The organism is Parasphingorhabdus sp., assembly GCF_036964565.1.
GTDB lineage: Bacteria > Pseudomonadota > Alphaproteobacteria > Sphingomonadales > Sphingomonadaceae > Parasphingorhabdus.
Genome location: NZ_JBALTN010000006.1, coordinates 180,316 through 192,760, shown reverse-complemented (window position 1 = coordinate 192,760; position 12,445 = coordinate 180,316). Strand labels below are relative to the sequence as shown.

Below are 12,445 nucleotides of genomic sequence, written 5' to 3'. Positions count from 1 at the left end.
TCAGGCCCCCCGGATCAGCTGCCCCGGTCGTGCACCGGTGGACTGGTCAAAGCGCCGGATGATTTCCCCCGAGACGATGGTGGCGTCATAGCCGGTCGCCCTTTGGTGGAGTCGCTGGCCGCCCGCCGGCAGATCCCGGACGATTTCGGGCAGGTGCAGTTCCAGCCGGTCCATGTCGATGACATTGATATCGGCCTTGGCACCGACTTGCAGCAGCCCGCGCCCGTTCAGGCCGACCGCGCAGGCCGCCTTGTGCGACAGCATGTGGACCGCTTCGGCCAGGTCAAAGCGATAGCCATTGGCCTTCTGCACATATTGCTTGAGCAGATAGGTCGAGTAGCTGGCGTCGCAGATTGCACCATAATGGGCGCCGCCGTCGCCGAGGCCCGGGATGCAGTGCGGGTGGCTGAGCATTTCATGGGCGCTGGCCAGCGTGCCATTTTCATAATTGCCGAGCGCAGCGAGAAACAGGCCCTTGCCGTCGGTCTCGAGCAGCCGGTCATAGGCGATTTCCTGGGGCGTGCAGCCCTTGGCCGCAGCCTGACCGGCCATGCTCATTTCCTTGGGCGGCGCATAGTCGGGCGGATTGTCGAGCGGGAACAGCCAGTTCCAGTCGCGGGCCAGCGCGTTAAACGGATGTCCGGGCTCGAATTCCTCGCTCAGCAGGGCTTCGCGCATGCCGGGGTCGCGCATCGCGGCAACCTGCTGGTCGATCGGCAGCTTGGCGATCTTCGCCCAGCTCGGGCATAGGATGAACGGGTGGACGGTCAGTTCGAGCCCGGCGATCAGCCCGATCGGGCGCGGCATGATCTGCGCCGTGGCCTTGCCGCCCGAAGCATTTGTGCGATCGATCATTTCCAGCACCCGGCGCCAGCGCGGCGGCCCGTCATTGCCGGACGCGAGCGTGAAGGTGGCGGGCCGGCCCGAGCTTTCCACCACCCGTTCGATCACCTGATATTCCTTGTCCCAGCCGACAAAGGCATCGAGCACGACCTGGAAGGTGCCGGTCCCGGCATCGGCCATGCCGCCGCAAATTGCCTCCAGTTCCGCGATATCGGCCTCGAAGGTCGGTATGCTGCCACCGTCGGCGGTCTTGTGGATCGACAGCCGCGAGGTAGCGAAACCGAGCGCGCCGGCCTCCATCGCTTCGCGGCAGAGCTTGCGCATCGTCGCCAGATCGTCGGCCGTGGCCGGTTCGCGCGCTGCGCCGCGAGCGCCCATGGCGTAGACGCGCAGCGGCGAGTGCGGCAGATAGGCGGCGACATCGATATCGCGTTTGCCGCTGGCGACAACGTCGAGATATTCGGGAAACGTCTCCCAGTTCCACGGCAGGCCGTCAGACATCACCACGCCCGGAATATCTTCCACGCCCTCCATGACATTGATCAGCATGTCGTGATCGCCCTTGCGGCAGGGCGCAAAGCCAACACCGCAATTGCCCATGATCGCCGTGGTGACACCGTGCGACGAGGACGGGCTGAGTTCTTCCGCCCAGATTGACTGGCCGTCATAATGGGTGTGGACATCGACAAAGCCGGGGGTGACGATCTTGCCGGAGGCATCAATCTCTTCGCGCCCCTTGCCGGCCACCTTGCCGATGGCCGTTATCCGGCCGCCACTGATCGCGATATCGGCGTCGAGAAGTTCGCCGCCGCTGCCATCGGCGATGGTCCCGCTGCGGATTACCAGGTCATGTTCGCTCATCTTATAATGCCTCTCAAGCTTGGAACCAGTGTACAATGCTGCCGACCAGCGATCCCAGCACAAAAATATAGATGGGCGGCATGCTGACATAGAGCCAGCGCAACCGTTTCTCGGGGGCCTTGTGATAGCCCAGCGCATAGCCGACCCGCATGAACGGCCAGATCAGGCCGATGCCCGCGGCCCAATAGGGGCTGACGACATAGGCGAACAGCCACAGTCCGGGGAGGAACAGCACCAGATGCTCCAGCGTGTTCTGGTGGGCCCGGACATAGCGTTCATATTCCGGCGGACCGTTATGCGACGGCACCGCGATCTTGAACCGGCCGCGCGCCAGACCCGCCATCAACAGGGTGAAATAATAAGCGAGCAAGGCAAGCGCGCTGACAAAGCTGACGTAGATATAGGGGTCCATGGCCGATGCGCTTCCTCTCTCAAGCCGCCGATCATAGGAGGCTCAAAGAGGATGGCCATACTGCAAATGGATAAGGCGCGGACGGGTGGATCGGCGGGTTCGCCCCGGTCAGTGCCCCGCCTGCTCGCCCCGCTCGAGGCCAGACAGGGCCAGCTGCTCGTCAATCTGCGCCATCAGCCGGTCGAGACCGTCCTGCGATTTGCCTTCGGCGCGGGCGACCAGCACGTCCTGGGTGTTGCTGGCGCGCAGCAGCCACCAGCCGTCCTCGGTGTTGACCCGCGCGCCGTCGGTGTCGTTGACCTCCGCGCCACTCGCCGACAGGCGCTCCAGCACTTCTTCGATGACCGCGAACTTGCGGCTCTCGTCGACCTGAAAGCGCATTTCCGGGGTGTTGATCATCTCCGCCATGTCACTGCGCAATTGCGTCACGCTCTTGCCGATATTGGTTGCCGCCTGGATCAGCCGGATCGCGGCATAGGGCGCGTCGTCGAAACCATAATAGTCATGCTTGAAAAACACATGGCCGCTCATCTCGCCGGCCAGCGGCGAGCCGGTTTCCTTCATCTTCGACTTGATCAGGCTGTGGCCGGTCTTCCACATCAGCGGCTGGCCGCCCAGTGCGGCGATCCGGTCGTAGAGCGCCTGTGATGCCTTGACGTCGGCGATGATCGTCGCGCCGGGCTCGCTTTTCAGCACATCCTCGGCATAGATTTGCAGCAGCTGGTCGCCCCAGATCACGCGGCCTTCGCCGTCAATCGCGCCGATGCGGTCGCCATCGCCATCAAAGGCGACGCCAAAGTCGAGTTTCCTGTCCGCCACCAACGCCTTCAGATCGGCGAGATTCTTTTCCTCGGTCGGGTCGGGATGGTGGTTGGGAAAATTGCCGTCGACTTCGGTATAGAGCAGATGATGCTCGCCGGCGCCGCGTTCGGTCAGCAATTTGGTCAGCTTCTCGATTACCGGCCCCGCGGCGCCATTGCCGCAGTCCCAGCCCACCCGGAACGCGTCGCCGGTGAAATTCTTCAGTAGCCGCCCGACATATTCGTCGATGATGTCATGGCTTTCCGATGTCCCGGTGCCCGTATCCCAGTCGCCATTCTCTGCCATTGTCCCGAGCCCGAGAATATCGGCGCCGAAAAACGGGCGGCCCTGAAACACCATCTTGAAGCCGTTATAGTTGGCCGGATTGTGGCTGCCGGTGATCATGATGCCGCCCTGGACCTGAACCAGCACGCATTCGGCATAATAGAGCATGGGTGTCGGGCCCATGCCGACCGAAACAGCACTGACCCCGGCGTCGTTGAGGCCGCGGATCAGCGCCGCTTCCAGCATCGGCGAACTGGTCCGGCCGTCAAAGCCGGTCGCCACCGCGGTGCCGCCATCGCGCGCGATCAGCGTTCCGAAACCCCGGCCGATCGCATAGGCATCCGCCTCGCCCAGCGTTTCGCCGACAATGCCGCGGATGTCATATTCACGGAGCGACGTGGCATGGAAATTGTGGGAGGTCGGAGCGTTCATTGCGGGGGTCCTGACTTGTTGGATTCTGCCGGTATCTCTAGGAAAGGGACAGATAAAAATCCAGTGCTACTGTCGGCGTGCGACAGCTTGATTACCGCCGGCTCGATGCCTCGAGCTCTGCCAGCAATATGTCGCGGGCCCGGTTGATCATCTTGGCCAGCTGCTCGTCGCCGCCATTATCAGGATGATGTTCTGCCAGCCGCTCCCGCCAGGCCGCGTTGATCTCGATAAAGCCGGCGTCATCGCTGACTCCGAGCAGGGAGCGCGCGCGGTCGAGTTCGAAGCTGCGCGGCTTGCGTTTTGGCTCTTCGCTGTCGCGGGCGGGGATCAGGATGCGCCATCCGCTCAGGAATGCGGCGCCGGCGAGCATCGCCCCGCCCATGACCCAGCTGCCACCGCGCAGGAAATTCGCGCCGACCAGCGCGACGACCAGTGCCAGCCACTGGTTGGCGGTCATCGTCTTTGCCTTGCCCGACAACACCAGCCAGGCCAGAATGGCACCGCCAAAGATGAGCAGCGGCCACATCGATCAGGCTACCAGCTTGGGCGTCGCCACGCCCGACTCTCCGCCATCGGCAGACCGCTGAGCGCTGTGGGGCAGGGCAAGATGCTTGATCAGCTCGCGCAGTTCCTGCCGCGCCGCGAGATGGCTGGTTGCCAGACGGCCGAGATGTTTCTTGTCGAGCATCGTCAGTCCGGAGGGAAACAGTTCGCGGTAGATGACCCGCTCGCTGAGGCCGGGAATGATCCGGAACCCGACGCGCTGTGACAGCTCGGCCAGCGCGGCAACGATCCGCTTCATGTTATGCGCCTCGACATATTGGGTGCGGTTGCGCAGCAACACCCAGTCGATGGTCGCGCCATCCGCCTTGGCTCGCGCCTTGCGCGCATCCCACATCAGTTCGGCGTAGAAACTCAGCTTGCGGACCTTGTAGGTTTCCGGATCGACCTGGCCGATCAGATCGAAATCGACAAAGCTGTCGTTGATCGGCGTAACCAGAGTGTTCGCCCGGGTGGCGACAAAGCGGGCAAATTTGTCGTCGCGACCCGGCGTGTCGTACAGCAGGAAATCGACGCCGTGGCCCATTCGCGCGATCAGCTGCTCGAGCCGGGCCAGATTATCCTCTTCGAATACGTCGTAGCTGGGCTGCGGAATGTCGATGTTCAGCCGCTTCATCGTCGCGTCGCGATTCTCGAGATAGCGATAGGAGGTGCGTTGGCGCGGATCGAGGTCGATAATCGCGACCTTGTGCCCCTGATAGGCCAGCGCCACCGCGACATGGACCGCCGTGGTCGACTTGCCGGTCCCGCCCTTTTCATTGGCGAATACGATATGATGTGTTGTGCTCGTCACGTTTTGCGCGATATCCCTGTTGTTGACCCTTGCGATGGACGCCCCCCGGTCCCATAGCCTAGACCGGCTGTACCACAAAATCTAAACGCAAAGAGAGATGCATGCAAATTGTTCGACAGCTTGCCCCGCTGCGGGACGCCTTGGCGGAGTTTCGCAAGGCCGGGCTGACAATCGGCCTGGTACCGACAATGGGCGCGCTGCACGCCGGCCATATGCGACTGGTCGAAGTGGCGCGGGCGCAATGCGATGCCGTGGTCGCTTCGATCTTCGTCAATCCGACGCAGTTTGGCGTGGGCGAGGACCTCGATGCCTATCCGCGCCAGGAAGCCGCCGACGCCGCGCTGCTCGACGCGGCCGGGGTGGAGTTGCTGTGGGCACCGACGGCGGACCAGATCTATCCAGCCGGCTATGCGACCAACGTTGGCGTCACCGGGATCAGCGAAGGCCTGTGCGGCGCGGCCCGACCGGGACATTTTGACGGTGTCGCGACCGTCGTGACGAAACTGTTCAACCAGATCCGCCCCGATGCAGCGTTTTTCGGAGAGAAGGACTATCAGCAGCTGGCGGTCATCCGGCGGATGGCACGCGATCTGGATTTTACCCATGATATCGTCGGTGTGCCGACGGTGCGGGATCCCGATGGTCTCGCGCTGTCGTCGCGCAATGCCTATCTGACCAAGGAGCAACGGGCGAGCGCCGTCGCCCTTCCAGACGCCATGCGGGATGCGGCGCGCCAGATTGCCGACGGTGGCAGGGTGGCGGCGATCCTGGCTGATGCCAAGGCCCGGATACAGGCGGCCGGCTTTCATGAAATTGACTATCTCGAGCTGCGCGATGGCGATACGCTGGCGGTGCTGGACGATTTTACACCGCAAGCCCGCCTGTTTGCCGCGGCCCGGATCGGCACCACCCGGCTGATCGACAATATCCCCGTTTCCTGAGGTCCCGGTGGGCAATGGTTAACCAGAGGATATCGGAAAAACAGCTGATTTCTCAGACTTGTGCAGGAACGAATCGGATTTTCCGGCTCGGTCGTTAACCATTTCTTTAGGACCTTGCGGTGAAAGTCGCCCCGTCGCTGAATTTTCCGGCGGCGAAAACAGGGACTAAACATATGGGCAACAGCATGAAAAGCGCGGCCTTTCTTATCGAAAGCCGGCTCGCCGAAGCATCGCATGGCAGCAGCAATGCATATTTCGATCTCGGCGTGATCTATTCCACCGGATCGGAAGGCGTGGCGGTCGATCTGATCGAAGCGCACAAATGGTTCAATCTGGCGGCCTTGTCCGGCCATGATGAAAGCAAGATCTGCCGGGCAGAAATCTCGCTTGAAATGACCGCACGGGACATCGCCGAAGCGCAGCGCGAAGCGCGCAACTGGCTGCAGGACATCACCCGCCGCGCAGCCTAGGCCTGATCCGACTTTCTGAATGGCCCCATGTCGGCCAGAAATTCTATATCGGCAGCGACCGCCTCGCGCTCGCGCCCCAGATAGTCGGCAATGGCCGACCGAAAACCCGGATCGACGATATAATGTGCTGACCAGGTCGGCACCGGCTGATAGCCTCGCGCCAGTTTGTGGCTGCCCTGTGCTCCGGCCTCGACCGTTTTCAGACCGCGCGCGATCGCCGCATCAATGGCCTGATAATAGCAGATCTCGAAATGCAGGAACGGGATATTGCGGGTGCATCCCCAATAGCGGCCGTAGAGCGTATCGGCCCCGATAATATTGAGTGCGCCAGCGATCGGAACGCCATCCTGCATTGCAAAGATCAGCAGCAAGCGGTCCGCCATTTTCTCCTGCAGCAGATCAAAGGCGCTGCGCGTCAGATAGGGCTGCCCCCATTTGCGCATCCCGGTATCCTGGTAAAATTCCCAGAAATGGTCCCAGTGCCGCGGTTCGATGTCGTCGCCGGACAGGTGGATGATATCCACCTCCTCCTGCGCCTTCGCCCGTTCCCGGCGGATCGCCTTGCGCTTCCGGGAGGACAGGGCGGCGAGGAAATCGTCAAAGTCGGCATAGCCGTCGTTACGCCAGTGGAACTGGCTGTCGGTGCGGATCAGCCAGCCGGCATCGCGAAAATGGTGCAACTGGTCCTCGTCGACAAAGGTGGCGTGCACCGATGAAATCCCGTTGTTTTCGGCCAGCTGTTCGGCGGCACGCAGCAGCGGCACGGCAAGCGTCTCGTCGCGCAGCAGCAGACGCGGTCCGGGCACCGGGGAAAAGGGGGCGGCGATCTGGATCTTCGGATAATATTGGCCGCCGGCATTTTCAAACGCGTGCGCCCATTGCTGGTCGAATATATATTCGCCCTGGCTGTGCGATTTGAGATAGCTGGGCAGGCAGGCTGCGATGTTTCCGGCTCCATCCTCGATCAGGATCGGCAGGGATTTCCAGCCGGTTCCCGGACCGACACTGCCCGATTCCTCCATCGCCGACAGAAAGGCATGGGAGACAAAAGGATTGGCCGAGCCTGCGCAGGCGTCCCACTGGTCCGCGGGAAGGCCGGCGATATCATCGCCGACGCGCGCAACAATTTCGGCAGGATCAGCGGGAGAATCGGGCATATGGCTGCATGCTATCAGGTCTGCGGCAGCTCATAAACCGGTTCGTCTGCATGGCGGAAGGCGGTTTGTTCCTGTTCGGCGGACCGGACCGTCCAGGTGACCAGTGGCAGCCCGCGGGTTCGCTGGGAAGCGGCGAAGCGCGATGGCAGATCCCGGATATCATAGGCGAGAAAATCCGGTTTCGCGATCCACAGGTTGCGGTGGCGGGTCAATCGGCCGCGCCAGTTCCGGTCATGCTCTTCGGTCACCACGAGGCCGCGGACAACATGCCCCGCGTTGCTGCGAAACCAGGCGCTTACCAGCGGGTTGAACGACATGATCGCGGCCTTGCCGCCATAGCCTTCGAGCGCCCGCCGTACCGAGAGGCAGAGCGGCCCCACGCGCCGGTTGCGGGACTTGATCTCGATCAGCACCGGCACCCGTCCGGCGATCTGGGCCAGGGTCTCGCGCAGGCGCGGGATCTTGCCATGGCCATCGCGCAGCTGGATCTGATCTATATCCTCGGCGCGCAAGCCGGCTATGGGGCCCGAACGCTCGGTCAGCCTGTCCAGTTCATAGTCGTGAAAGACAAAGGCGCGCCCGTCTTCCGCCGCCTGGACATCGCATTCGATCCCGTGACCAAGCTTGATCGCGGCTTCAAAGGCAGCGGGGCTGTTTTCCAGCACGCCATTGCCGTGCAGCCCGCGATGGGCATAGGGCTGGCCTTTCAGGAAGGCCACGCGGCCGGCGGGCGGCGCCGGTGCGAAAAGATTATCGAGTATAGTCGTGATCACTCGGGTTTCAGGGCAATGATGGCGTCGACCTCTACGGCCACGCCGAGCGGCAGCGATGCCACGCCGACCGCGCTCCGGGCGTGCTGGCCGGCAGCGCCGAAGATCACTTCCATCATGTCGGAGCAGCCGTTGGCGACCTTGGGATGGTCGGTATAGTCGGCGGTGCTGTTGACGAAGACGCCCAGCTTGACGATCCGGTCGACCCGGTCGAGCGACCCGGCGGCCTTCTTGATCTGCGCCGCGATCATCAGCGCGCAGGCCTTGGCGGCCTGCTGCCCTTCTTCCAGCGTCATATTGTCGCCCAGCCGGCCGGTGATCAGCTGGCCGTCGCTCATCGAGACCTGGCCGCTGATATGCAGCAGGCCGTTCACTTCGACGGCGGGAACATAGGAGGCAACGGGAGCGGCCGGTGTCGGCAATTCGATGCCCTTGGCGGTCAGGGCTTTTTCAATATGGTTGGTCATCGGACGAAACTCTCACGCATGGTTGGCAGGGTCAAGCTCTTGCGACGGCAGGTCCATCGCAGGAGCGGGTTCGGCATTGTCGAACTTGTGCGATATCCAGGCCACCGCTTCGCTCCAAAAGTCGATACGGGCGTGAGCGGCAGGATTGGTCTGGATATGTTTGGCCATGATCGGCTCGCCGACCATCTGCAGCCGCCAGACATCGGGCGCGTGCTTCGCAACGCTGCCGTGCTGGTGGCCGAGATCATCGACAAAGACGGTAACCGACGGTTCGTATTCGGCGAGAATATCCTTCAGCAGCTCGCCCTTGCCGCCCTGGTTGGTGTAGACGGGAAAATCGATGCCAACCGCCCTGAGCTGGTCCGCGCGGGCTTTCCGGCGGTCGTCCAGCAGGTTGGTCAGGATCACCACATTGGCGGTGTCGGCGATCTTGTTGATCGATTCCACAGCACCTTCGATGGCCCCTTGCCGGTGCATCTCGCTGTCGAAAAATTCCTTCAGCATCGGCCAGATCTGCTCGGGCAGCACCTGCGTGCCGTCATGCTTGTGGCGCAAGGCGTTGGCGAAATCGCTGCCGTTTTCAAGATCGAAATGGATATGCTTGTCGCTGTCGAGCCATTGCTGGAACGGCACCACCATGTGCAGCAGGACTTCGTCGCAGTCGCTGATCAGGAGCGGCTTTTTAGTCATGAAAATCTCCGGGGGAGTTGAGGTGATGCGCGGCCGCGGCCAGCGTGGCGGGCGCGACGCCGATGGCATCCGCGCAGGCGAGCAGATCGGGTTCGTGATTGGCGAGAAATCCGAGCAGCGATGCCAGCATCGCCGGATCCTCAAGGCCGGACCTAAGCTCGCGCGGATCGAGTCCGGTCAGGGCGAGCAGGCGCTCCGCCCGGTCCTGATCCTGCAGCACCCAGCCGAGCGCCTGCAGGGCGATGATTTCGCTGTCGGGCGGAAGATTGGGATTTGTTTCCATTGCCGCTTTCGCCTAATGGTTCGGCGGCAAGTTTGAAAGGGCAAATCCGGTCGTGGCAAAAAGAGTGTTGGTGGTTGAGGACAATGAACTGAACCTCAAGCTGTTCTGCGATCTGCTGCGGGCCCACGGCTTTGTCGTGGAGCCAGTCAGTGACGGCCGGGAAGTGCTCGACAAGGCGCGCAGTTTCGTGCCCAATCTGATCGTGATGGATATCCAGCTGCCCCATGTCAGCGGGCTGGAGCTGATCGAGCAGATCAAGAAGGACGGCCAGCTCAAGATCATCCCGATCATGGCCGTCACTGCCTATGCGGGCAAGGGTGACGAAGACCGGATATTGAGTGCCGGAGCGGAGGCCTATGTTTCAAAGCCGATATCGGTCGCGAAGTTCATCGAGTCGGTGCAGCAGGTGCTGCACCGCTAAAGCTGACCCGACAGGGCTTACTTGATCTTGGCTTCCTTGAACTCGACATGCTTCCGGACAACCGGATCATATTTGCGCTGCACCATTTTCTCGGTGAGATTCCGAGGGTTTTTGCGGGTCACATAGAAGAAGCCTGTGTCCGCCGTGCTGACGAGTCTGATCTTTACATTGGCTGGTTTCGCCATGGTGCATTCCTTAAGGCAGAAGCTGAAATAAAAACAGCGACGCAATTCGGCGCCGCATTCGTTCCGCGCGCTAATGGTGAAATTGCCGCGCCATGTCAAGAAAAAGCCTGCAGCGCCTCACCGCCAAGGCTGCCGATCTGATTTACGGCTTTTTAACCATGTTTGTCCATGGTCACGGGGAAGCGGGAGGCCATTGCCATGAATCATGATCAGAATCCCTTTGTCCAGGCGGAAATGCTTAATTTGCTCGACAATCTGTCGCCTGAGCTCGCGACCCGGCACCCGCTGCAATTTCTGATCCATCTCGACCATATTCGGCAAAAGGCCATGCAACATGGCCTGTTAGCGCTGCGCGATCTCAGCTGTGCCCTTGAAAGTGCGCTGCATCCCGCCATGCACAATGGTGGCGGCAGGACGATCGCGCGAACCTATTTGGAAGCGATGCGCGCGACCCTTGATTGCGCCGAGATCAATCCGGCGATGACCGAAGCGCTGATGGCCAATGTCGCGCTGCGCCTTGGCGGACAGCCCTGACCGCGTGGATGCGTTCCTAACGTCCCTTTTTGCTCTGGCGCTCGCGGAATTCGGCGACCGCCCGCAGATCCTGTGCGCCGCGCTGGCCCTGAGATATGGTCGAATGTCTCCGGTCGTCTGGGGGCTAGGGCTCGCGACACTCTGCAACTGCCTGATTTCCGCGATCGCCGGCGCTGCAATCCATAAGTGGATCAGCGAAGATGCGCTGCAGCTTTTCTATGCCCTGTCTCTGGTTCTGGCCGGCTTCGGCATGGTGGCGTGGCGGCGTCCGGTCGACTTGCTGGAAAATTGGCGAATCGGGCCGTTCGGGACGTCCTTTCTCGGTCTTTTCATCTTGCAGTTCGGCGACAAGGGGCAGTTTGTTCTGGCCGCCACTGCCGCGCGGACCGACATGTGGGCCTTCGCTGCGGCCGGCGGCTGGATCGGGGTCATGATGGCATGCGTGCCGGCAATCCTGTTCCGCCAGCAACTGGCCGAGTTTGTGCCGATGGCCGCGATCCGCTTCGCAGGCGGTGTCGGGTTTGTTCTGGTCGGCGCTATTCTGGCGCTGGGCGCATGGGGAATTTTCTGATCGCGCGTCGGCCTGCGAGACCATCGATATTCTCAATCTGTGATAGCAGATATTCCCGTTGGATCAGGATCGCATAAACCTGTATTCCCGCGGCATAGCAAAACCCTGCAAGGAGAATATCATGACCACGGGCGACAATGCAAAGAAGGCGGTGGCCGAAGCGCTGAACGGAATATTGGCAGACAGCTTTGCGCTTTACCTCAAGACCAAGAATTTTCACTGGCACGTTTCCGGTCCCCATTTCCGGGACTATCATCTCATGTTTGACGAGCATGCGGCGCAAATTCTCGCGACCACCGACCTTATTGCCGAGCGCGTACGCAAGAACGGTCACCGCACGCTGACCTCGATTGGCGATATCGCGAAGCGGCAGACGATTGCCGACAATGACGATGCCAAGGTCGCGGCTCCGGCTATGCTAGAGGAGCTGCGCGCCGACAATATCAAGCTCGTCGACAAGCTCAGGGAAGCCAAGGAACTGGCCGGAGAAGCCGGTGACAATGCCACCGATGGCCTGATCGACGACTGGACCGACCAGGCAGAAGAACGCGCCTGGTTTCTGCTGGAGATTGCACAGAAGGACTAAGCAAAGGAAAAACGTAGTTTTCCTGGTCTGCCAAGTATTCACAGGGCGGAGTCGATATCCCGCCACCGGATTTTCAATGTCGACTGGTGGCGGGTAATTTTATGGGCGATTCTCAAGAATCTGCCAAATCATGTTGCGGATTCGCCACATATGTAACCAAAACTTTGCCTTCTGTCCTGATTTTTCGCAGAAACAAGCTCTTTTTAGAGCGCCGAGTCTCTATAGTAGTTTTAGCTTTGATTCACTGGGCGAACTCAAGCAGAATAATGCCACGGGAGCAATTCTGGTTAGTTACTATGGGGTGATTACTTCCATGAAAAAATTTCGGACGTTCCAAGCGCACTGTACTTCTGCGGCCTGCAGCAGCGGGTGCAATCGCCAC

At 61.2% G+C, this 12,445-nt stretch carries 17 protein-coding genes; 6 read left to right on the top strand and 11 right to left on the bottom strand.

Features of this window, described 5'->3' with window-relative positions:
- The 5 genes from V7650_RS10365 to V7650_RS10345 all read right to left on the bottom strand — a co-directional run bounded on the left by V7650_RS10365 (window position 1) and on the right by V7650_RS10345 (window position 4,988).
- Window positions 1-1,704 carry an N-acyl-D-amino-acid deacylase family protein gene (locus tag V7650_RS10365; protein ID WP_335656168.1) on the bottom strand — a complete coding sequence of 568 codons (1,704 nt, stop codon included), beginning with the start codon at window positions 1,702-1,704 and terminating at the stop codon, window positions 1-3.
- A gap of 13 nt (window positions 1,705-1,717) precedes the next feature.
- Complete coding sequence (locus V7650_RS10360; RefSeq protein WP_335656167.1) at window positions 1,718-2,116, bottom strand: MAPEG family protein; 399 nt, start codon at window positions 2,114-2,116, stop codon at window positions 1,718-1,720.
- Window positions 2,117-2,224: 108 nt separating this feature from the next.
- On the bottom strand, window positions 2,225-3,634 hold the full coding sequence (gene pgmG, locus V7650_RS10355; protein WP_335656166.1) for a phosphoglucomutase/phosphomannomutase PgmG: 1,410 nt from the start codon (window positions 3,632-3,634) through the stop codon (window positions 2,225-2,227).
- Window positions 3,635-3,725: 91 nt separating this feature from the next.
- On the bottom strand, window positions 3,726-4,160 hold the full coding sequence (locus tag V7650_RS10350) for a J domain-containing protein (RefSeq protein ID WP_335656165.1): 435 nt from the start codon (window positions 4,158-4,160) through the stop codon (window positions 3,726-3,728).
- Window positions 4,161-4,163: 3 nt separating this feature from the next.
- Window positions 4,164-4,988 (bottom strand): division plane positioning ATPase MipZ, encoded by an 825-nt coding sequence (locus tag V7650_RS10345; RefSeq protein ID WP_335656164.1) that lies wholly within the window; start codon window positions 4,986-4,988, stop codon window positions 4,164-4,166.
- A gap of 101 nt (window positions 4,989-5,089) precedes the next feature.
- On the opposite strand from V7650_RS10345, the gene panC reads away from it, so the two are divergent.
- Both panC and V7650_RS10335 read left to right on the top strand, forming a co-directional pair.
- Complete coding sequence (gene panC / locus V7650_RS10340; RefSeq protein WP_335656163.1) at window positions 5,090-5,929, top strand: pantoate--beta-alanine ligase; 840 nt, start codon at window positions 5,090-5,092, stop codon at window positions 5,927-5,929.
- A gap of 173 nt (window positions 5,930-6,102) precedes the next feature.
- Window positions 6,103-6,399 carry a hypothetical protein gene (locus V7650_RS10335; protein WP_335656162.1) on the top strand — a complete coding sequence of 99 codons (297 nt, stop codon included), beginning with the start codon at window positions 6,103-6,105 and terminating at the stop codon, window positions 6,397-6,399.
- Here V7650_RS10335 and V7650_RS10330 read toward each other — a convergent pair.
- Genes V7650_RS10330 through V7650_RS10310 form a run of 5 tightly spaced genes read right to left on the bottom strand, consistent with a single transcriptional unit; the run spans window position 6,396 to window position 9,766 of the window.
- Window positions 6,396-7,556 carry a GNAT family N-acetyltransferase gene (locus V7650_RS10330; RefSeq protein WP_335656161.1) on the bottom strand — a complete coding sequence of 387 codons (1,161 nt, stop codon included), beginning with the start codon at window positions 7,554-7,556 and terminating at the stop codon, window positions 6,396-6,398. The two genes, V7650_RS10335 and V7650_RS10330, sit on opposite strands and share 4 nt — an antisense overlap.
- Before the next feature lie 14 nt (window positions 7,557-7,570).
- On the bottom strand, window positions 7,571-8,329 hold the full coding sequence (locus V7650_RS10325; protein WP_335656160.1) for a glycerophosphodiester phosphodiesterase family protein: 759 nt from the start codon (window positions 8,327-8,329) through the stop codon (window positions 7,571-7,573).
- Window positions 8,326-8,793: a RidA family protein gene (locus V7650_RS10320; protein WP_335656159.1), complete on the bottom strand. Its 468-nt coding sequence runs from the start codon at window positions 8,791-8,793 to the stop codon at window positions 8,326-8,328. The genes V7650_RS10325 and V7650_RS10320 overlap by 4 nt, the downstream gene beginning before the upstream one ends.
- A gap of 12 nt (window positions 8,794-8,805) precedes the next feature.
- A complete protein-coding gene (locus tag V7650_RS10315) occupies window positions 8,806-9,483 on the bottom strand; it encodes an HAD family hydrolase (protein ID WP_335656158.1) in 678 nt (225 codons plus the stop codon).
- On the bottom strand, window positions 9,476-9,766 hold the full coding sequence (locus tag V7650_RS10310) for a DUF3572 domain-containing protein (RefSeq protein WP_335656157.1): 291 nt from the start codon (window positions 9,764-9,766) through the stop codon (window positions 9,476-9,478). Before V7650_RS10310 ends, V7650_RS10315 begins: the two co-directional genes overlap by 8 nt.
- A gap of 52 nt (window positions 9,767-9,818) precedes the next feature.
- Here V7650_RS10310 and V7650_RS10305 point away from each other — a divergent pair, with 52 nt between their 5' ends.
- Complete coding sequence (locus V7650_RS10305; protein ID WP_335656156.1) at window positions 9,819-10,187, top strand: response regulator; 369 nt, start codon at window positions 9,819-9,821, stop codon at window positions 10,185-10,187.
- Window positions 10,188-10,204: 17 nt separating this feature from the next.
- On the opposite strand, the gene rpmG is transcribed toward V7650_RS10305, so the two are convergent.
- On the bottom strand, window positions 10,205-10,372 hold the full coding sequence (gene rpmG, locus V7650_RS10300; RefSeq protein WP_332042690.1) for a 50S ribosomal protein L33: 168 nt from the start codon (window positions 10,370-10,372) through the stop codon (window positions 10,205-10,207).
- Between the two features lie 198 nt (window positions 10,373-10,570).
- On the opposite strand from rpmG, the gene V7650_RS10295 reads away from it, so the two are divergent.
- From V7650_RS10295 to V7650_RS10285, 3 genes are all read left to right on the top strand, one after another.
- Entirely contained in the window at window positions 10,571-10,906 is a 336-nt protein-coding gene (locus V7650_RS10295; RefSeq protein ID WP_335656155.1) for a hypothetical protein, read from the top strand.
- On the top strand, window positions 10,890-11,477 hold the full coding sequence (locus V7650_RS10290; protein WP_335656154.1) for a TMEM165/GDT1 family protein: 588 nt from the start codon (window positions 10,890-10,892) through the stop codon (window positions 11,475-11,477). Before V7650_RS10295 ends, V7650_RS10290 begins: the two co-directional genes overlap by 17 nt.
- Window positions 11,478-11,598: 121 nt before the next feature.
- Window positions 11,599-12,063, top strand: coding sequence for a Dps family protein (locus tag V7650_RS10285; RefSeq protein ID WP_335656153.1), 465 nt, complete (start codon window positions 11,599-11,601; stop codon window positions 12,061-12,063).
- Window positions 12,064-12,445 lie beyond the last annotated feature (382 nt).